Origin of the sequence: Microcystis sp. LE19-195.1E (assembly GCF_027532095.1) — a bacterium.
Classification (GTDB): domain Bacteria; phylum Cyanobacteriota; class Cyanobacteriia; order Cyanobacteriales; family Microcystaceae; genus Microcystis; species Microcystis aeruginosa.
In genome coordinates this window covers 1-18859 of record NZ_JAPZSZ010000160.1, presented here as the reverse complement: position 1 = coordinate 18859, position 18859 = coordinate 1, and the positions used below count along the sequence as shown (strand labels likewise).

At 43.8% G+C, this 18859-nt stretch carries 21 protein-coding genes and 1 pseudogene; 11 read left to right on the top strand and 11 right to left on the bottom strand.

The features are described 5' to 3' along the window. Positions 1–748: formylglycine-generating enzyme family protein (locus O9300_RS09420; protein WP_287971400.1), on the top strand; the 748-nt coding region annotated here is incomplete at its 5' end. 176 nt (positions 749–924) lie between these two features. Here O9300_RS09420 and O9300_RS09415 read toward each other — a convergent pair. Both O9300_RS09415 and O9300_RS09410 read right to left on the bottom strand, forming a co-directional pair. Continuing rightward, positions 925–1047, bottom strand: a complete 123-nt coding sequence (locus O9300_RS09415) for a hypothetical protein (protein WP_287971402.1) — start codon at positions 1045–1047, stop codon at positions 925–927. 584 nt (positions 1048–1631) lie between these two features. Next, a complete protein-coding gene (locus O9300_RS09410) occupies positions 1632–3143 on the bottom strand; it encodes an ABC transporter permease subunit (RefSeq protein WP_287971399.1) in 1512 nt (503 codons plus the stop codon). Positions 3144–3345: 202 nt separating this feature from the next. On the opposite strand from O9300_RS09410, the gene O9300_RS09405 reads away from it, so the two are divergent. The 5 genes from O9300_RS09405 (at position 3346) to O9300_RS09385 (ending at position 6835) form a co-directional block, all read left to right on the top strand. Continuing rightward, complete coding sequence (locus O9300_RS09405) at positions 3346–4101, top strand: amino acid ABC transporter ATP-binding protein (RefSeq protein ID WP_002795444.1); 756 nt, start codon at positions 3346–3348, stop codon at positions 4099–4101. Between the two features lie 3 nt (positions 4102–4104). Beyond that, positions 4105–4371 carry a hypothetical protein gene (locus O9300_RS09400; RefSeq protein WP_287971398.1) on the top strand — a complete coding sequence of 89 codons (267 nt, stop codon included), beginning with the start codon at positions 4105–4107 and terminating at the stop codon, positions 4369–4371. 60 nt (positions 4372–4431) lie between these two features. Further along, positions 4432–4782, top strand: coding sequence for a slr0373 family blue light stress response protein (locus tag O9300_RS09395; protein WP_012265766.1), 351 nt, complete (start codon positions 4432–4434; stop codon positions 4780–4782). Between the two features lie 53 nt (positions 4783–4835). After that, positions 4836–6347 carry a stress-responsive protein Ycf46 gene (gene ycf46, locus O9300_RS09390; protein WP_061430126.1) on the top strand — a complete coding sequence of 504 codons (1512 nt, stop codon included), beginning with the start codon at positions 4836–4838 and terminating at the stop codon, positions 6345–6347. Between the two features lie 134 nt (positions 6348–6481). Continuing rightward, the gene (locus O9300_RS09385; protein WP_002731874.1) at positions 6482–6835 is read left to right on the top strand and encodes a DUF1257 domain-containing protein; all 354 of its coding nucleotides are present in this window, start codon (positions 6482–6484) and stop codon (positions 6833–6835) included. A 59-nt stretch (positions 6836–6894) separates the two neighbouring features. Here O9300_RS09385 and lysS read toward each other — a convergent pair whose 3' ends face one another. Continuing rightward, positions 6895–8502, bottom strand: a complete 1608-nt coding sequence (gene lysS, locus O9300_RS09380; protein WP_287971397.1) for a lysine--tRNA ligase — start codon at positions 8500–8502, stop codon at positions 6895–6897. A gap of 220 nt (positions 8503–8722) precedes the next feature. On the opposite strand from lysS, the gene O9300_RS09375 reads away from it, so the two are divergent. Further along, positions 8723–9379, top strand: a complete 657-nt coding sequence (locus O9300_RS09375; protein WP_287730584.1) for a class I SAM-dependent methyltransferase — start codon at positions 8723–8725, stop codon at positions 9377–9379. Positions 9380–9497: 118 nt separating this feature from the next. On the opposite strand, the gene O9300_RS19465 is transcribed toward O9300_RS09375, so the two are convergent. Together O9300_RS19465 and O9300_RS09370 are read right to left on the bottom strand one after the other, a co-directional pair. After that, positions 9498–9773, bottom strand: a complete 276-nt coding sequence (locus tag O9300_RS19465) for a ParE family toxin-like protein (RefSeq protein WP_012265764.1) — start codon at positions 9771–9773, stop codon at positions 9498–9500. Continuing rightward, complete coding sequence (locus O9300_RS09370; RefSeq protein ID WP_002756907.1) at positions 9770–9997, bottom strand: hypothetical protein; 228 nt, start codon at positions 9995–9997, stop codon at positions 9770–9772. The genes O9300_RS19465 and O9300_RS09370 overlap by 4 nt, the downstream gene beginning before the upstream one ends. A 298-nt stretch (positions 9998–10295) precedes the next feature. Between O9300_RS09370 and O9300_RS09365 the strand changes: the two genes are divergently transcribed. From O9300_RS09365 to O9300_RS09355, 3 genes and pseudogenes are all read left to right on the top strand, one after another. Further along, complete coding sequence (locus tag O9300_RS09365; protein WP_287971396.1) at positions 10296–10553, top strand: hypothetical protein; 258 nt, start codon at positions 10296–10298, stop codon at positions 10551–10553. A 62-nt stretch (positions 10554–10615) separates the two neighbouring features. Beyond that, positions 10616–11020: a hypothetical protein gene (locus tag O9300_RS09360; protein ID WP_287971394.1), complete on the top strand. Its 405-nt coding sequence runs from the start codon at positions 10616–10618 to the stop codon at positions 11018–11020. A 63-nt stretch (positions 11021–11083) separates the two neighbouring features. Next, positions 11084–13147: pseudogene (locus O9300_RS09355) on the top strand (tetratricopeptide repeat protein); the annotation flags it as partial. A 103-nt stretch (positions 13148–13250) separates the two neighbouring features. On the opposite strand, the gene O9300_RS09350 reads toward O9300_RS09355, so the two are convergent. From O9300_RS09350 to O9300_RS09330, 5 genes are all read right to left on the bottom strand, one after another. Then, on the bottom strand, positions 13251–13790 hold the full coding sequence (locus tag O9300_RS09350; RefSeq protein WP_287971393.1) for a DUF4164 domain-containing protein: 540 nt from the start codon (positions 13788–13790) through the stop codon (positions 13251–13253). Positions 13791–13902: 112 nt separating this feature from the next. Then, positions 13903–14310 (bottom strand): DUF4164 family protein, encoded by a 408-nt coding sequence (locus tag O9300_RS09345; RefSeq protein WP_147073155.1) that lies wholly within the window; start codon positions 14308–14310, stop codon positions 13903–13905. Positions 14311–14448: 138 nt separating this feature from the next. Next, the gene (locus tag O9300_RS09340; protein ID WP_287971390.1) at positions 14449–15624 is read right to left on the bottom strand and encodes a lipid-A-disaccharide synthase-related protein; all 1176 of its coding nucleotides are present in this window, start codon (positions 15622–15624) and stop codon (positions 14449–14451) included. A gap of 7 nt (positions 15625–15631) precedes the next feature. Further along, positions 15632–16144: a cobalamin biosynthesis protein gene (locus tag O9300_RS09335; RefSeq protein WP_287971389.1), complete on the bottom strand. Its 513-nt coding sequence runs from the start codon at positions 16142–16144 to the stop codon at positions 15632–15634. 6 nt (positions 16145–16150) lie between these two features. Next, the gene (locus O9300_RS09330; RefSeq protein WP_002756899.1) at positions 16151–16561 is read right to left on the bottom strand and encodes a M67 family metallopeptidase; all 411 of its coding nucleotides are present in this window, start codon (positions 16559–16561) and stop codon (positions 16151–16153) included. Positions 16562–16840: 279 nt separating this feature from the next. Here O9300_RS09330 and menD point away from each other — a divergent pair, with 279 nt between their 5' ends. Next, on the top strand, positions 16841–18550 hold the full coding sequence (gene menD, locus O9300_RS09325) for a 2-succinyl-5-enolpyruvyl-6-hydroxy-3-cyclohexene-1-carboxylic-acid synthase (RefSeq protein ID WP_287971387.1): 1710 nt from the start codon (positions 16841–16843) through the stop codon (positions 18548–18550). On the opposite strand, the gene O9300_RS09320 is transcribed toward menD, so the two are convergent. Beyond that, positions 18541–18708 carry a hypothetical protein gene (locus tag O9300_RS09320; protein ID WP_287971386.1) on the bottom strand — a complete coding sequence of 56 codons (168 nt, stop codon included), beginning with the start codon at positions 18706–18708 and terminating at the stop codon, positions 18541–18543. The genes menD and O9300_RS09320 overlap by 10 nt on opposite strands. Between the last annotated feature and the right edge of the window lie 151 nt (positions 18709–18859).

Below are 18859 nucleotides of genomic sequence, written 5' to 3'. Positions count from 1 at the left end.
AGACGAGGAAATCGAAAGACTGGTTAAAAAATTTAATTGGGAAGGATTTAGAAAGGAAAGACCACAACATGAAGTAACTGTCCCACCCTTCTTTATGGGTAAATACCCCATCACCCAGGCCCAGTGGAAAGCGATCGCCTCTCGCACGGATTTAAAAGTTAAACAAGACCTTGGTTTCAACCCAGCCTATTTTAAAGACCGTCCCGATAGTGATCGCCGTCCCGTGGAACAAGTCAAATGGTACGAGGCGATCGAGTTCTGTGCGAGATTATCAAAACTAACGGGAAGGGAATACCGATTACCGAGTGAAGCGGAATGGGAATACGCTTGTCGTGCTGGAACCACCACTCCATTTTACTTTGGGGAAACCATTACGGGGGAATTGGCTAACTACAATGCCAGTAATACCTACGCCGATGAACCCAAAGGAGAATATCGAGAACAAACGACTCCCGTGGGACAATTTCCCCCAAACGCCTTTGGACTGTACGATATGCACGGCAATGTCTGGGAATGGTGCGCCGATACTTGGCACGATAACTATGAAGGTGCGCCGACGGATGGCAGTGTCTGGACAGAAAATGGGGATGATAATCGTTCTCTTCCGCGGGGCGGTTCTTGTTTCCTCAATCCAGCTTACTGCCGTTCTGCTTTCCGCGACTACAGCAGCTACCGCCGCGACGTCAACGACCTCAGCAACATCAACCGCGGTTTTCGGGTGGTGTGCGGTGCTGGGAGGACTCTGTAACCCTTTTTCCCTTTTTTTCCCTTTTTACCCTCATTCCCTATTTTTTCTTTTTCCTTTTCTTTCCCGCCCTTAGGCGGGTCGATTTTTTTGAGAAAATGGCGTTAATGTTAAATTTTATGAAGGCAATGAAAGAATTATCGGTTATCATACTAAATCCGTTGAGTATGGGCTACATATCAGGAGAGGCACTCATGCAAAAGGGGGAATAAATAGGGTTTGCTGAAAAAGCTTTTCGGTGGTGGCAGGGTGTGGGGTGTGGGGTGTGGGGTGTGGGGTTTTACCAGTTTTGAGGTGGCCAATTACCTAATTTTCAGGGAAAAAGTCCAGGGATTTTCCCCCCAATCACTCCAAAGGTCGGCACTTTTTGAGGGAAAACAAGTCTAAAAACCCTATCCAACAAGGTTTTTAGATTTATTCAGCAAACCCTAAATAATCAGTTTTTAATAACCAGATTTATAAAGAGGATAGGAAAGTGGGGATTGAGAAGTGGCAAGTGGCAAGTGGGTTTTTAAAGTTCGATCGGGAGTCAATCATACCATTAAAAACCGATTTAGTAAGTAGGGCTGGCTGAATAAATCTAAAAACCTTGTTGGATCAGGCTTTTAGACTTTTTTCCCCTCAAAAAGTGCCTACCATTGGAGTGATCGGGGGGAAATTTAGGCACTTTTTCCCTGAAAATTAGGTAATTGGCCACCTCAAAACTGGTAAAACCCCACACCCCACACCCCACACCCCACACCCTGCCCCCAGGAAAAGCTTTTTCAGCAAACCCTAAGTAGCTAGACACAATTAAATGCACATATTTAACTACCTCTTGCCTCTTGCCTATCCTAACCAAGAAGTTAATTTTGCCCTATTACTTATCAGTTCCCATCTGTTGCCCCTAAGCTTTCTGTTCCTGTTTAGATTTATGTAGGGGATCCATATAAATCTCTAAGCGCTTAAATACCACGGAGGAAAGGGTAGTTAAAACCAAATAAACTAAAGCAACAGCGATATAAATCTCGAAAGCTTTATAGGTAGTGGCTACCATTAACTGACCTTGCCGGAATAACTCTTCAAAACCGATTACTGCCGCTAAACTGGTATCTTTAATTAGGGTGATAAATTCATTCCCCAAGGGTGGCAACATCCGGCGAAAAGCTTGGGGAAAAATCACCTCGTGCATGGTTTGCACTGGGGACATTCCTAGACTAGAACAAGCTTCCCATTGACCATTATCGATCGATTGAATACCGCCGCGCATAATTTCAGCTAAATAGGCCGCCACATTTAAACTTAGGGCAAATAGGGCCGCCGGTAAACGATCTAAGTCGATATTTAAGCCAATTTCTCGGAACAACCCTGGCAAACCAAAATAGATCAAGAATAATTGCACCAGCATCGGTGTTCCCCGAAAGAAATCCACATAAATGCGGCAAATTATTTTTAACCATTTGTAGGGAGAAATCAGGGCAATGGCCACTAAAGTTCCGCCGATTAACCCGAACAGAAAAGACAGAACCGTTAACAGAATTGTCCAGGGAACCCCTTTCACAATCAGGTTATAGAATAATTCTCCCCAGTTAAAACTTGATTCCTGTAAATTATTTAAAGCTGGGGCAACTAAGGGTAATTCTGGCGGTTTTTCTCCAAACCATTGCCGAAAAATAGCATCGTACCGACCACTTTCTATGACTCGACCGAGAGCATCATTAATTAACTGGAGATAGGGGGAATTTTTGGGTAAAGCAATGCCATAGAATTCTTCCGTTAATAATTCTCCGACTACTTTTACTCCCCGTAAACCCGCTTGTTTAATTGCATACAAAGTCACGGGTTTATCGTTAACTACCGCCTCAACTCGACCATTAATTAATTCCTGCAAAGCTAAAGCCGCCGAGTCAAATTGACTAACTGTTGCCCCCGGTATTTTTGTCGCTTCTAAGGCTCCCGTAGTGCCAATTTGGACGGCAATTCTTTTGCCTTTTAAGTCTTCAAAATTTTTAATCGTCTTATTATCTTCCCGAACAGCGATCGCTAAACCAGCCCTAAAATAAGGTCGAGAAAAAGAAATCGCTTGGGCGCGTTCGGCGGTGATAGTCATGCCACTAATAGCGGCTTCCACTGTTCTCGCTTGTAGAGCCGGAATAATGCCATCAAAGGGTAAATTTCTAAAGTCAATGTTGAGATCGGCTTCCTTGCCAATCGCTCGCATTAAATCGATATCAAACCCAGTTAATTGTCCCCCTTGTTGGAATTCAAAGGGCGGAAAAGTTGCTTCCGTTGCTACTCGAAAAGGATTAGGAGGGGTCTGAGAAAAAGCCGGAATAACAGTTAATCCAAGCGCCAAGACTAATCCTAACAAGGCAAAGATAACTCTCTGTACCGCCCGCCCTCGCCAAAATTTAATCATTTTTTAATTGTTTCTCCTTGATTTTTTCGCTCAACTAAGTTAGTAATTTCGTCCTACTTCCCACCCAAGACAGATGTAGAGAGACTATTTGAGTATTATGATTATTCCTCTTGATAAAATGTCGTCAAGGATACAATCTGGCAGAAACTAATCTCGATACCTTTGTACAGACAGAATGTAAAATTTTTTACGAGAGGATATCATGACCACTACTACCCCTGTGATTGTCAGTGAAGGTTTACGCAAAAGTTACGGCTCTTTAGAGGTACTTAAAGGAGTTACAGGCACTCTTTATCAAGGGGATGTGGTATCGGTAATCGGTCCCTCTGGCTGCGGCAAAAGTACCTTTTTACGCTGTCTCAATCGTTTGGAAACAATTAACGGCGGCCGCTTGGAGGTGATGGGGATTGACATCTCTTCCCCGAAGTTAAATCAATCGGTCCTCCGCAACTTACGCAGCCGGGTAAGTATGGTGTTTCAACACTTTAATCTTTTTCCCCATCTCACCGTTTTACAAAACTTGGTGTTGGCCCCCAAGCAAGTGTTACACCACTCGGAAAATGAGGCTAAAGAGACCGCAATTCATTATCTGGAAAAGGTGGGATTGGCCCCAAAAGCCGATGTTTATCCCGACCAATTATCGGGAGGACAAAAACAACGGGTGGCGATCGCTCGCAGTCTCTGCATGAAACCAGAGGTGATTTTATTTGATGAACCCACTTCGGCCCTGGATCCGGAATTAGTCGGGGAAGTGTTAAACGTTATGCGTCAATTGGCCGATGAGGGGATGACTATGGTAGTCGTCACCCACGAAATGCAGTTCGCTAAGGAGGTCTCTAACAAGGTTTTGTTCTTTAATCAAGGTGTCATCGAAGAAGCAGGTGATCCCGACACCTTCTTTAATAATCCCCACAGCGAGCGCTTACAAGCCTTTTTAAGTCGCATCAATAGTAATTAGGGTTTGCTCAATTCAGGAGTCAGTATTCTCCGAGTCAGGAGACAGGAGACAGGAGACAGGAGACAGGAGACAGGAGACAGGAGACAGCTTTTTTCTCCCCACTTCCCCACACCCTACACCCCACACCCTACACCCCACTTCCCCACACCCCACACCCCACACCCCACACCCCACACCCTACACCCCACACCCTACACCCCACTTCCCCACTTCTCCAACAATTGTAAAGAAATGTTACAATTATGCTGTTATGACAGCTTACCATCTTGACAGGAGGGAAAGACAGTGGTTATAGTAAGGACACATACCCGGGTAAACCAATTTAGTGATATGCAAGACAAGCAAAAAGTCACACTGTACCTTCCCCCTGGAGTCCATCGTCAACTAAAAATAAGAGCCGCAATCGATGAAGAATCGATGTCAGGGCTGGTGGAAAAAGCGATCGCTTTCTACCTAAAATACCCCGAAAAGGTAGAAGAAATCGAAGCCGCCGCCTATGGCAAAACCTATCAGGTTCATGTCTGTCCCGAGTGTGATGCCGCCTTAGTGATGAAAGAAGATCGGCTAAGGTCAATCAAACGCCAGCCCGGAATAGTCGGCGACGAGTTCCCGCTCGAAGTTCCCGAACCCGTTGGTGCTCAAGGAACCGCAGAGGGAGAAGCAGCCTTAGTTCCCTGCTAAACTCTCGGTAGCCGCCCAAGGTCAAAACCGTTACCACAAATAGGGTCGATGTTATGAAAGAAGAGCTAGAAATTCTCGTCAAGGCTCAGTATCCCCTGATTTACCTCGTCACCTCCGAGGAGGAAAGGGCGGAAGAAGCCATCAGCAAAATAGCCCAACTAAATACACAACATCGACGGGTGTTTGTCTGGACTGTCACCCACGGCATGATCGAACTAGGTCAACCGCGCCAAACCAGTCAACATAATACCGTGTCGCCAGAAGCGGCGATCGAATGGGTAGTGCGTCAACGGGAAGCGGGCATCTACATCTTTAAAGACCTGCATCCGTTCATCACTTCTGCTCCGGTGACTCGCTGGTTAAGAGATGCGATCGCAAGCTTTAAAGGAACCGAAAAAATCATTATTTTAATGTCTCCCCTGCAAGAAGTCCCCATAGAACTAGAGAAAGACGTAGTAGTTCTAGATTTTCCCCTGCCGGACATGGGAGAGTTAGATACAGTTCTCTCGCAACACCTAGGCAAAAATCAAAATCGTCGTACCACCACAGAGGTCCGGGAAAAACTCCTGAAAGCGGCCTTAGGCTTAACCAAAGATGAAGCCGAAAAAGTTTACCGCAAAGCCCATGTAAAAGCGAACAAATTGACGGAAGACGAGGTAGAAATCGTCCTTTCCGAGAAAAAACAACTGATTCGCCGCAACGGAATTTTAGAATACGTTGAAGAAGACGAGACCATCAACGCCGTCGGTGGTCTGGAAGAATTAAAAAAATGGTTAAAACAGCGATCGAACGCCTTTACAGAAAGAGCCAGAGGTTACGGACTCCCGCAACCGAAAGGAATGCTAATTTTAGGAGTACCCGGCTGTGGTAAGTCCTTAATCGCTAAAACCACCTCGCGCCTCTGGAGTTTACCGCTCCTGCGCTTAGATATGGGACGGGTTTACGATGGTTCCATGGTGGGACGGTCTGAGGCTAACCTGCGTAATGCCCTAAAAACTGCCGAATCCATCTCTCCAGCCATTCTGTTCATCGATGAATTAGATAAAGCTTTTGCCGGTGGCACAGGATCCGCCGATTCCGATGGGGGAACCTCTAGCCGCATCTTCGGCTCCTTCCTGACTTGGATGCAGGAAAAAACCTCACCCGTCTTCGTTATGGCCACAGCTAACCGGATTGAACGGCTACCCGGGGAATTTCTCCGCAAGGGGCGCTTCGATGAAATCTTCTTTGTCGATTTGCCCAATTCCGAAGAAAGACAAGATATCTTTAATATTCACCTGACTAAACGACGCTCCGACATTTCTCGCTTCGATTTGGAGCAGTTAGCCAAGGTATCCGATGGGTTTTCCGGTGCGGAAATAGAACAGGCGCTGATTGCCGCCATGTATGAGGCCTTCGCCCAAGATCGCGAATTCACGCAATTGGACATTATTGCGGCGATTAAGGCGACTCTGCCCCTATCTCGCACCATGACCGAACAGGTAACTGCCCTGCGTGATTGGGCCAGACAACGCGCCCGACCTGCTTCGGCCTCCGTCGCTGAGTACCAGCGATTGGAGTTCTAACAGACTTTCGCCCGCTCCCAACGGGATGAAAGGCTAGTTCTCAGGGACTAGCAATGCCTCGAAAAGCCGCTTGGCGGCACTCTTTAACTCTCAATCTGTTGTTGTTGATTCTTATCTACAAAGAGGAAATTCCAATGTCTCATTTTAGCACTCTCCGGACCAAAATCACCGATGCCGAAATCCTCAAAGCTTCTCTCCGCGACCTCGGTATTAGCGTAAAAACCGAAGCTGATGTTCGTGGTTACAACGGTCAACGGGTTCGCTCCGACATCGTTGCTGTTCTCGATGGCGAATATGATCTCGGTTGGTCCCGCAATACCGACGGCAGTTTCGATTTAATCGCTGACCTCTGGGGTGTAGCCAAAAAACACAATCAAACCGAATTGATCAACTCGATCAACCAAAAATACGCTGTGAACAAAACCCTATCCGAAGTGAAACAGCGCGGTCTGCAAAACGCTAACGTTAAGCTAGTCGTTCAAAGCTAAGATTTACAGCGCGTTCCCAAGCCTAGGGGTTGACCAGTTCGGTTAACCCTTTTTTCTGTCTATTCAGAAATAAGAGCAAGCTGAGATTCATTTATTTGCACAACATCTTGAAGACGAGTAATCACAAAATCCCGCTCTAAATATGACAGCAAAGCTCCAGCTTTTGGCCCACGCTCTTTACCTAAGAACGATAAATAAACAGCTTTAAATGCAAGGGGTTGCTGCATTTCTAACTCTTTTGCTGTTGCAAATAAAGTTGTTTGCAATTCGTCAGCTTCCCAAACCTTAACATCTGTCAAGCTATGAGTTAGCTGTCTGAGATAAGCAACCTGCTCTTGAGTCAAGTCCCTAACTTTCTCAGGAACCCTGTCAAGATAAAGAACCAATTTCTCTTCTTCGTCAGCATAGTCCGCCAACCATTTTTGGGCAACTGAAATCCTTTGATTGGCAATTTGCCAATCATATTCGCTTAAAGCCTGAGTACTACGTTTTTCAATCTCTTGACGAATATCGAGGTGAGGCACTTGCAGTAAAGAAATCAGCGTGCTGAGATCAACAGGATGGTAAGGCTTAATTGCTCCATCAAGTTGAGAGTAAAACAATGGCATTAACTCTTCAGGCAAAGCAGATTCTTGCTGGGCATCTGCTGATAAAGCTTGATACTTATCAGCTAGAGAATCGTAGTCTCTAAATAGCCTGGTTGTCGTTTCATAATTGGGCGCAAAGTTAATAACCGTCTTAGGCTGAGTTCGTAGCATTAAAAATCGAAGTAGCTCAGGAGGAAGTAACTCAGCGATTTCTTTGGCGCTTGAACCAACCCCCTTTGATGAACTCATCTTCGTGCCATTGACCAAAATGAATTCGTAGGGTGAATGGAAAGGTGGCTGTTTTCGTAGCACTTTTCGACAAATTGCATTCGCAACATCTCTAGATCCTCCTTTCTGGGAGTGATCTTTACCCGCAAGCTCAATGGTGATTCCCAATAGATCCCACTTTGCCACCCACTCAACTTTCCAAGGTAATTTACCATTGCCATCAAAAGGAGAAACCCAGCCTGAATGACCACAACCTTGAACCCAATCCGTTGCATCAGGTTTGCAAGTGTAGAAAACTTCTGACCCGTTATAATCTGACACAACCGTTGTTGCAATCTTGCCGCAATTTTCACAAGCGATCTGAAAGGGATACCAGTTATCTGGCCGACGCGCTTTGCTTACCTCTAGATAGGCTTCTCTGACCAAATGAGCGTTTTTGAGGAAGGTATCAATGTAGGAATTCAAGCGACCTGAGCGGTATAGATCACGCAAGTAGTAAACCTCTGGTCTAACCCCCAAATGCTCGAAAACCTCTAGAAACTCCCCCATGAAGTACTTTGCATAATCGCTGGCACTATTGTCCGGTGAAGGGACATTGCAAAGGGGAAACCCTAAGTAAGGTGCAAACTTCTCTCGATCGAGATAATGGGGAACAGTATCAAGTGCATCATAATCATCAACACCATAGAGGAATTTCGATGATTTACCACCATGTTTCAAGGCTCGATCAATCACATCATGGATCACAACCCCTCTCAACGATCCAACATGAACTCTTCCAGACGGTGTTTTTGAATCGTTGACAACTTGGTTTATTTGTGCATCCGCAGCAATTTTGTCGGCCCAAAACATGAATTAACCTTATGTATCTACAGTCTTTACATTTTACATTCTAAGGGAATATCCAACACTTGACATACTCAGTTATCTGGAGTAGGTCGAGATGAGGTGTAAATCTTTGGCCTGGGTTCAGGGTATCGTCTTCTTTGTGCCATCTAACTTTGACCAGTTCGGTTAACCCTTTTTTCTGTCTCTGGGCTATGTTAAAAATAGTAAAATTAACTTGACAAAAATGCTCCGACCCGAAGAAAGAACTAAACTCGATCCGACCAAAGACAGCGATTTTTATGCTTTTCCCCGCTTCGTCACCCACGTGGATGAGGGTTTTATCGATCGATTAACCGCTCTCTACCGAGAGATATTATCGCCGAATACACGCATTTTAGACCTGATGAGCAGCTGGGTGTCCCATTTACCGGAGGAGATGGAATTTGAGCATATCGAAGGTCACGGGATGAATGGGGAGGAGTTAGCCAAAAATCCCCGCTTGCATAGTTATTTTGTCCAAGACCTGAATGCACAGCCAAAATTGCCCCTAGAGGATAGTTCTTTTGATGCGGTGTTAATCACAGTATCGGTGCAGTATTTGCAGTATCCAGAGGCGATTTTTGCGGAACTGTATCGCATTTTAAAGCCTAATGGTCTGGTGGTGGTCAGTTTTTCCAATCGGATGTTTTACCAAAAAGCGATCGCTGCTTGGCGCGATCATAGCGATTTAGGCCGGGTGGCCCTAGTGAAATCCTATTTTAAATCGGTGGCGGGATTTAGGGAAGTACAGGCGATCGTTCGTCCTGCTACTACCCCCAGTTTCCTGCAAATGTTAGGAATTATGGTTGCTGATCCCTTCTATGCAGTGATAGGAAAAAAAGAATCCTCTCTAGGATTATAGTCATCGTTAACAATCAGAGGGTGTAGGTCTAACGTTGCCCATCACCCGCCGCCAATGACTTGGGATGATTTAGATAACTTTAGCATAAGGTCGGGTGCAGTGATTTGTTAGATCGCTTCTAATTCTTACCTAGAATCTTGTCATACTCGGAGTGCGATCCAACCCAGAACCAAACTATCTTTTCTTCCTCTGAATTCTTAATCCCTAATGCTCGCCATCCAATGCCGACTCTGACTGACCAGATTTTTTCTCTTGGTTTCACCTCTTTGAACTCTAGGCTGGGGTGAAATGGATTTTCTTTCCAAATCTGGTAATTTTTCTTGGCTGTTTCTTGTACCCTTTGCGGCAAACTTAGAAAAAGTTGACGAAACCTCTTGGTTCTGGATGACTTCATTCTTCCCCAAAGCCTTTATCTTCTGTTCTCCCCTCTTGTTCTTCTATCAGAGCTTCCTGTGCCATTGTTATTAAAGCTCCCAATTCCAGATCCTCGTTGGAAAGGCTTTTCTGCCATTTTAATTCACCTTCAATATCTTCCAGCAATTGTTGAGCAAGTTCATCTTGAAGATGCTCTGGCAGTTTCTGGATTTCTGTGAATGCTTTTTGCAATAGAGTAGTCATGTTTTGTTCATGTTTTACGGGTATTGAACTATTTTACTACTTTTTCTACTCTTGCAATCTAACGGTTTAAGTTTGTCTATAGCTTTATTGTCAACGACTTTAGGGAATAACGGGCTTCAATAAAAGGGCTTCTGAGGGCTGCTCAAGCATTAATAAGCTGTTCGTAATTTAAATTGCTTGTTGAGACGAGGCAAGAGGCAACAGTAAAGGAATTGGAGGAGATTCGGCTAATCTAAGAATAAGCAGTTTAAATAGGGTTTGCTGAATAAATGTGAAATGTAGGCAAGGTAGGGGTTTTGTGGCTTTACGAGCGAAACAGGTGCAAGATTTTTGCGTCTTCATCGGCCCGCGTCCTGTAGGGGCGAAGCATTCGGGCAATAACCTATCGGTGAAACCGGAGATTTTCTATCCGAATGCTTCGCCCGTACTTTTTGCCGCAAACCCTAAATATGTCTTAGCTTACCAGCGCGTCCGCTTCGCCCTAATCTCAATCCTGTTGTGGCAACGATATCAGAGTTTTGTTTTTTACTTTTTGAACAGTAAACCAAACATTTAAACCGTCCACAACTGCTGTTGCCGTTGTGCTAGAATGGCGAAAAATTCTCACAATTGATAATTATGTTAGCCGAATTAGCCGCCGCCGAAATCGCTAAAATCGCCTTTGAAGCTGTTATCGGTAAATTAACGGAAGCAGCCATGGATAAAGGTGTAGAATTGTGGCAAAAAATTAAGCAAAAGTTACAAAAGGAACCCGCCGCCGCTCAGGTTTTAGCGGCAGCCGAACAAACCAAATCCGAGGCGATGATTGAACAGCAAGTGGTTCCTTTTTTACAGGTAGAAATGCTCAAAGACCCCAATTTTGCCCAAGAAATCCAAACCCTAGCACAACAAATTATGACAATTAATCAGAATCAAACAGAAACGAAAACTCAAATTGGTACGCAAATTAACAAAGATATTAAACAACAATTGAACATTCAAGAAGTTAAGGGTAATTTAAATCTAGGAATCCCTCCTGAATGACTGGCGGATCTGCACGCAAAAGCAGACGCAATAGAAAATAATCGCAGTAGTCAAAGGAGTACTTTCAAGGGAGGAGATGCTCGAAAAAGTCTCGTCCATTGGCAGGGAAGGGAGGAGGAAATCACCCAAATTAAGCAGTGGTTTACTGATCCAAATGTTGCGATGATTGGCATCAAAGGAGTTGGAGGAATTGGAAAATCTACCCTAGCCAGTAAAATTTTTGAAGAGAAAATTACCCTCGATCCTTCCCTAGGAGACGATGAAGATTTATTCCCAAAACGCTTTTGGTGGGAAGCGGGAAATCTGGGCGGATTTAGTGGTTTAGCTCGCCAATTCCTGACGGACTTTGGTTATCCCGTCCCCAAAAAAGAAAAAGATTTACAGGAAGCTTTAATCAGACAATTGCAACGCCATCGCCACCTAATTATTATCGATAATCTAGAGAGTTTATTAGGGGAAGATGGTTCTTGGAATAATGAATTTTATCAGCAGTTTTTCACTGCTTGGATAGAAAAAGGTGACACTAGCAAAATTATAGTCACCACCAGAGAAAAGCCAAAAACTAAGGGTTTTAACCGTTGGATTGAGCTAAAAGGTTTGAAACCTCCTGAAGGGGCGCAATTGTTAGCGGAATCGCAAATAACAGGGGATCTAGAGAACTTTTCTCGACGGGTGGATGGTCATCCATTACTCCTGCGATTGGTGGCGGATTTAATCTTAGCCGAATTTCCGCAAAACCCCAGTTTAGAAAGGTTAGCGGATTTAGGATTAGGAAATTTATCGCAACTTTTGAGCGATCCGCAGGTGGTGGGGAGTCATCGTCAAGAGACAGTGGGAATTGCTTTAGTTTTAGATGCTAGTTTTCAGCGACTTAGCCAAAGACAGCAGGAATTATTCACTAAAACCAGCATTTATCGCCGAGAATTTGATTCTCCGGCAGCCAAAGCGGTGATGGATAATTACCCAGAGATCGCACTATCCGAGATCACGGCAGATTTGCGAGAATTACAGCGACGATCATTATTAGAAGAAAAAGAGGAAAATCGCCAGCGAATTTTTAGTTTTCAGCCTTTAGTTTGGGAATATGCACAATACAAAGCCGGTGATCAAAGGGAATTACACCAAAAAGCGATCGCCTATTATCTTTCTATTGCTCAACCCGACTCCTGGGAAATCCTCAACGATGTGCAACCTTACCTAGAAATTTTCTATCATCGCTATCAGTTAACCGAGTACGACAATGCTTTTGATATTCTCCGTGCTATCGATGATTTTATCACCCGACGGGGGTATTATCAAACCCGGGCCGATTATTACCTTGAATTAGTCACTGTTTACCAACAACAGGAGGAGCAAACCAACTGGAATTATGCCGCATCCCTCACCAGTTTAGGCAATGTTTACAATTCCCTAGGAGAATACCAAAAAGCGATCGAGTTTCATCAACAGTCCTTAGCAATCGATCGGGAAATCGGTGATCGGGGGGGTGAAGCGTATTCCTACAATAATTTAGGCAATGTTTACGATTCCCTAGGAGAATACCAAAAAGCGATCGAGTTTTATCAACAGTCCTTAGCAATCACACGGGAAATCGGTGATCGGGGGGGTGAAGCGTCTTCCTACAATAATTTAGGCAATGTTTACTCTTCCCTTGGAGAATACCAAAAAGCGATCGAGTTTCATCAACAGTCCTTAGCAATCACACGGGAAATCGGTGATCGGGGGGGTGAAGCGAATTCCTACATGGGTTTAGGCAATGTTTACTATTCCCTAGGAGAATACCAAAAAGCGATCGAATTTCATCAACAATCCTTAGCAATCAAACGGGAAATCGGTGATCGGGGGGGTGAAGCGAATGCTTGGTTTAATCTGGGACTTACCTACTATAAACTCAAACGTATATCGGAAGCGAAAGAAGCATTTCTTCAGTCGCGGGAATTATATCAAGCATTGGGGTTAGCAGCGGATGTTCAAAAGTGCGATGATGAAATTCGGCAATTAGAAACCCGAAAATATCCCTTAATCGTTGCTTTCTTTCTGGGGGTGGTTAAGTTTCCTTTAGTTTTAATTGGGGGGATAATAGTGGCATTGTGGCGATTGTTAAAAAGATGGTTGAGGAAAGCATAATTATCGGTAGGATGGGTTAAATATCCCTTATTTTTAACCTGAGTTTGACATCTGCTAATTTCCCCTCATAACTACCCTAAAGTGAGAAATTATAGTAATATTTCTAGGGATTGCCAGAAAAGAAAGAGCGCCACGCTGCCGTGCCGATCGCTCCTCCTAAAAGGATAATTAACGTCCAAACTTGATTTTTTTGGGTTCCTTCCACCTTTTCTAGTCTTCTATCCATCCCATCGACTTTCTCAGTTAGTTTTGCTTGTCCTACTTCTAGCTTAGTTAGCCGTTCGTCAATTTTCTCAAATTTCTGGTTAAGATCCTTCTGTAGTCCGTCAAATTTCTGGTTAACATCCTTTTGTAGTCCGTCAAATTTCTGGTTAAAATCTTTCTGTAGGCTGTCAAATTTCTGGTTGAAATCCTGTTGCAAGGTATCGATTTTTTGGTTAAAATCTTTCTGTAGTCCGTCAAATTTCTGGTTAAAATCCTTCTGTAGGCTGTCAAATTTCTGGTTAACATCCTGTTGCAAGGTATCGATTTTTTGGGTGACATCTCTTTGCAAGGTATCGATTTTTTGGTTAACCTCCTTGATGCTGTCTTTAATTTCCTTGAGGACAGATTCAAGACTATAAGTAACGGTTTCGTTAGACATTTTGGTAACATCCCTGGGAGTAATGATAGTACAATAATTTTATTTTAATCCTAAATCTGGTTATTAAAAACTGATTACCTATTGCCTAGGATTTAGTCTTATGCTAATATTTCTAAGGATTACCAGAAAAGAAAGAGCGCCACGCTGCCGTCCCGATCGCTCCTCCTAAAAGGATAATTAACGTCCAAACTTGATTTTTTTGGGTTCCTTCCACCTTTTCTAGTCTTCTATCCATCCCATCGACTTTCTCAGTTAGTTTTGCTTGTCCTACCTCTAGCTTAGTTAACCGTTCGTCGATTTTATCAAATTTCTGGTTAAAATCCTTCTGTAGGCTGTCAAATTTCTGGTTAACATCTTTCTGTAGGCTGTCAAATTTCTGGTTAAAATCCTTCTGTAGGCTGTCAAATTTCTGGTTAACATCCTGTTGGAAGGTATCGATTTTTTGGTTAACTTCCTTGATGCTGTCTTTGATTTCCTTGAGGACGGATTCAAGACTATAAGTAACGGTTTCGTTAGACATTTTGGTAACATCCCTGGGAGTAATGATAGTACAATAATTTTATTTTAATCCTAAATCTGGTTATTAAAGACTGATTATTTATTGCCTCTCCTGATATGTAGCCTATACTCAACGGATTTAGTATAACTATCTCTGCCATTACTTTTGAAAAATGCTATAAATTTCCTCGGCAATATTTCTGCTACCTCCGGACTCTCCCACTCTAATTTTGCCATTTTCTAAACATCTGTGTAAATAACGAGAATCTGCCAAAATATCAATAATTTTAACTGCGGCATTTTTAAATAAATTTACCTCCGTGGGTTTCTGTCCAATAGTTATCACCGATTCCCCTAATAAGCGCATTTGTGCCTCGGCAAAAGGATAGGTAAATTGGGGACCAAATCCGGGTATTTGTAGGACGGGTTTTCCTAATCCCACCGCTTGTTCTACTGCTGTCCCCGCCATGGCTAAACAAGCGTCACAATGGTGTATAATATCGGCAAAAGCATCACGATAACAGCACAATAAAGCCCCATTTTTCTCTAATTTTCCCGCTCCTAAATAATGCCATCCCTCTTGTTTAGCTAAATTTTCTAAGTCGGTTTCTCTGATACTAGGAATGATAGCAGCCCGAAACTGCATCGGTTTAATTTTAACTATTTCCTCACAGACTTGTAACTGTAAAGCCAAATTACTCAAAGCTTCGGGTAAACGACTCCCCGCTAATAAAGCAATCATGGGAATTTGACTATCTAATTCTAAATCTTTACCCGTTGGTGTTAAGACATCCATAATCGGATAACCAGCAAAAATCGCTTTTTTAATACCCCGATTTTCTAGGTCTGTTGCTGTATATTTATCCCTAGTGAAAACCCTTAAACACTTGTCTGATCTTAAACATAATTCCGTGAGTAAAGGTAATTTAATTGTGCCTTCGTAATAACTGGAAGTAGAAACAATAAAAGCCACAAAGGGACGACCGGTTAAACGAGCGATCGCAATCGGCACGATATCCCCCACTGCTATCAATAAATCACAATCCTTGCTAACTTTAAAAGCTGCCTGAATTTGCTGAATAGTTAGACTAATTAATCCCGCACCAATATCCTTAATCCAATTCAAAGGATTGGTATAAATAATTCCCCCCGATGGCATAGTGGCAGTGGGGGCAATAATTGGTACTGGCAATTTTTGATAAGCTTTTCCCTCTCCCACTAAAGGCAAAGCAGCTATAGATAATTGGGGCTGAATTTTTTGTAATTCCCCCAGAATTAAACTAGCATTTAAATCCTCGCCATGACCATTACTAAGAAATAAAACCTGTTTAAGCATCGATTTGTTATCCTCTATATTCCCTTGCTGCCAAAGAAACCGCCACCGTCACCGATTTGGCTTCTATTTGCTTGCTTACTAGCAAAGTATCGCCCATTTTTAAAGCGGCAGCTTCAGCGACGCTAGGGGTTCCTTCTTTCTTGTTGACAATAGCCGAGGGATTGGGGACATTAATATCTCTCAACTCCTCAGCAGTAAAGGTTTTTAGTGGCAATCCTTGCTCTTGACAATAGGCAATTAAACCCCGTTCATTAGCTTTGATGTCAAGGGTGGCGATACCAGCAATAGCGGCTAAAGAGAGGTGATAACGCTTAAAAACATCCCTAATTGCCCTATCTATGACCGCTTTCTCCGTCCCACGGATGCAACCTATTCCTAACCATAATAATCGTCCATGGCACTGCACTTTTGCCCCGGAAGGATCGGGGTAAAAACCAGGTTGGCTAAAACCTGTCCACAGGGGACCTATCCCAATTAAATCAATTGCAGGTAGGTGGAAAGCAGGGGAAGCGCTAGTCATAGAAGACTACAATATTTTTACCGGTTGAAATTGTTCGCCTTCGTCCAGTTGCCAAGCTTGTAAATCGATCGCTCGTCCTGAAACGACGGAGACAATTAAATAAGTATATCCTGACCAGGCTAATTGGCGATCGATTTCCGAGGGAATGGCGGCATGATCGGGATGGGAATGATAGATACCGATAATTTCTAGCTGGTTTTCCCGCGCCGATTTTTGAGCTTGTAAAAGCACTTCTGGCGCAATACTAAAGCGGTTTTTCCTATTACCTGACCAGTTATTTTCTGTGGTTTGCACGGTGATCACTTGGGCTGCGGTTTCGGTAATTTTTCCCAAGAGTAACCCACAACATTCTTCGGGATAGGTGGATTCTGCGTGGGTGAAAATACGCTGGTAAATTTGGTCTGTAATCAGGATCATAAGGGAAAATTTTCAAAACCTATTGATGTTAGTTTGCTTTGGCTATAGGGAACTTGAAAACTGGGTGCATCTCAATTTGGTCGAAATATCTATAGGACATTTTGGACGCAGGCGATGCGCCCTTACCATTGGCGCAATAATATTATTGTAGGGACTAATTGCCTTCGCCCTCTTTTAGTAACTTCTGCATCGCTGACTCAGGAATAACTTATTCTTGGCCGGTTCCAGCCAATGTTAAATTTATCTTATTGTTCCCTAACCTTTGCACTGAACTGATAAATGTCGATCGATTTTCGCAATCTTAATACACTTTGGGGTTCTATTTTAGTCGAAACATTGGCCCGTTTGGGATTGAAGATAGGGGTGGTTTCTCCCGGATCGCGATCGACTCCTTTAACGGTAGCCTTGGCAAGACATCCCCAGATTGAAGCTATTCCCATCTTAGACGAGCGCTCGGCCGCCTTTTTTGCCCTGGGATTAGCCAAACAATTATATCAACCGGTGGTTTTAGTCTGCACTTCTGGCACTGCCACGGCTAATTTTTATCCCGCAGTCATTGAAGCAAAAGAAAGTCATGTCCCTTTATTAATTCTAACCGCCGATCGCCCCCCAGAATTGCGTCATGCTCACGCCGGTCAGACTATCGATCAAGTCAAACTCTACGGTAATTATCCAAATTGGCAAGCGGAAATTAGCTGTCCTAGTGCCAATATCGAGCGTTTACGCTATCTCCGTCAAACTATCATCCACGCGTGGTGGCGCTGTCTCGATCCTGTCCCCGGAGTGGTGCATCTGAACTTACCATTTCGGGATCCCCTCGCACCAACTCCCGATCTAGAAATTAACAATTTAGAGGCTAATTTTGACCAAGAGGCTTTTTTTAGCCATATATCTCGGCAAAATATGCCAATTAACCACTCAATTCTCCAAATTAATTCTTTACCCTCCAAAGGAATTATCATCGCGGGATTAGCTTCCCCGCAAAACCCTGAAAGTTACTGTCAGGCGATCGCTGATTTAGCCCGATCGCAACAATATCCCATCTTAGCGGAAGCTTTATCTCCTCTGCGAAACTATGCAGGGTTAAATCCCCATCTCATCACCACCTATGATTTATTATTGCGGAATCCTGCCCTTAGGACCCAATTAACCCCCGATGTTGTCCTGCAAATTGGCGAATTACCCACCAGCAAAGAATTACGGACCTGGTTAGAAGAAATCGACTGTCCGCGCTGGATTATCGATCCCCATCCCGATAATTACGATCCTCTACAGGGAAAAACCGGACATCTCAGGGTAAATATCGAGCAATTAGGGGATCTATTCCCAGATAAAACCGATAATAATCGAGAATATCGGCAATTATGGCAAAAATTCGACCAGCAAGCCAGATTTAAAATCGATCGCCTTTTGGCAGCAGAAACTAAACTGATTGAAGGTAAAATCCCCTGGCTGCTCTCCCAATACCTCCCCCCCCGCACCCCGATCTTTATCTCTAATAGTATGCCTGTTCGCTATGCCGAGTTTTTTAACCCGCCTAGCGATCGCCAAATTCGTCCCTATTTTAACCGCGGGGCCAATGGCATCGACGGCAACCTCTCCACTGCGATAGGAATAGCTTATAAAAATGTCCCTAGTCTGCTATTAACGGGAGATTTAGCCCTATTACACGACACAAATGGTTTTTTAATCAAAAAATATTTTGTTGGCTCCTTGACCATAATTTTAATCAATAACAAGGGGGGAGGCATTTTCCAGATGTTGCCGATCGCCAAATTTGACCCTCCCTTTGAAGAATTTTTTGCCACTCCCCAAAATATCGACTTTTGCCAACTCTGTCGCACCTACGGTATTGATTACCATTTAATCAGCGATTGGACTGATTTTCAGGAAAAAATCGCAGTTTTGCCGGAATCAGGGATAAGATTACTAGAAATATCCTGCGATCGAGCTTTTAATACCCAATGGTTCCTCAGTAATTATGTGTAGGGTGTGGGGTGTGGGGTGTGGGGTGTGGGGTGTGGGGAAGTGGGGAAGTAGGGTGTAGGGTGTAGGGTGTGGGGTGTGGGGAAGTGGGGAAGTGGGGAAGTGGGGAAGTGGGGAGAATAAAGCTGCCTATTGCAAGAGTGCCTATTGCAAGAGTGCATGAGTGCCTATTGGGACTTAGACAAAAAACAAATCGAGAAAAGCCTCAACTCCAATCCCCGCTTGGGATTTACTTCGAGAAGCCCAAAATCGCTGAAACCCAGATAGATCAAGGAAAATCATCAATCGAGGTTAACCCTTTGTCCCGTAATG

Coding starts and splice junctions, on each gene's coding strand:
- ycf46 (WP_061430126.1), top strand. CDS start 4,836: ATGAAAGAAGAGCTAGAAATTCTCGTCAAGGCTCAGTATCCCCTGATT.
- menD (WP_287971387.1), top strand. CDS start 16,841: ATGTCGATCGATTTTCGCAATCTTAATACACTTTGGGGTTCTATTTTA.
- O9300_RS09405 (WP_002795444.1), top strand. CDS start 3,346: ATGACCACTACTACCCCTGTGATTGTCAGTGAAGGTTTACGCAAAAGT.
- O9300_RS09410 (WP_287971399.1), bottom strand. CDS start 3,143: ATGATTAAATTTTGGCGAGGGCGGGCGGTACAGAGAGTTATCTTTGCC.
- O9300_RS09360 (WP_287971394.1), top strand. CDS start 10,616: ATGTTAGCCGAATTAGCCGCCGCCGAAATCGCTAAAATCGCCTTTGAA.
- O9300_RS19465 (WP_012265764.1), bottom strand. CDS start 9,773: ATGAAGTCATCCAGAACCAAGAGGTTTCGTCAACTTTTTCTAAGTTTG.
- O9300_RS09340 (WP_287971390.1), bottom strand. CDS start 15,624: ATGCTTAAACAGGTTTTATTTCTTAGTAATGGTCATGGCGAGGATTTA.
- O9300_RS09370 (WP_002756907.1), bottom strand. CDS start 9,997: ATGACTACTCTATTGCAAAAAGCATTCACAGAAATCCAGAAACTGCCA.
- O9300_RS09385 (WP_002731874.1), top strand. CDS start 6,482: ATGTCTCATTTTAGCACTCTCCGGACCAAAATCACCGATGCCGAAATC.
- lysS (WP_287971397.1), bottom strand. CDS start 8,502: ATGTTTTGGGCCGACAAAATTGCTGCGGATGCACAAATAAACCAAGTT.
- O9300_RS09330 (WP_002756899.1), bottom strand. CDS start 16,561: ATGATCCTGATTACAGACCAAATTTACCAGCGTATTTTCACCCACGCA.
- O9300_RS09375 (WP_287730584.1), top strand. CDS start 8,723: ATGCTCCGACCCGAAGAAAGAACTAAACTCGATCCGACCAAAGACAGC.
- O9300_RS09320 (WP_287971386.1), bottom strand. CDS start 18,708: ATGCACTCTTGCAATAGGCACTCTTGCAATAGGCAGCTTTATTCTCCC.
- O9300_RS09335 (WP_287971389.1), bottom strand. CDS start 16,144: ATGACTAGCGCTTCCCCTGCTTTCCACCTACCTGCAATTGATTTAATT.
- O9300_RS09395 (WP_012265766.1), top strand. CDS start 4,432: ATGCAAGACAAGCAAAAAGTCACACTGTACCTTCCCCCTGGAGTCCAT.
- O9300_RS09345 (WP_147073155.1), bottom strand. CDS start 14,310: ATGTCTAACGAAACCGTTACTTATAGTCTTGAATCCGTCCTCAAGGAA.
- O9300_RS09350 (WP_287971393.1), bottom strand. CDS start 13,790: ATGTCTAACGAAACCGTTACTTATAGTCTTGAATCTGTCCTCAAGGAA.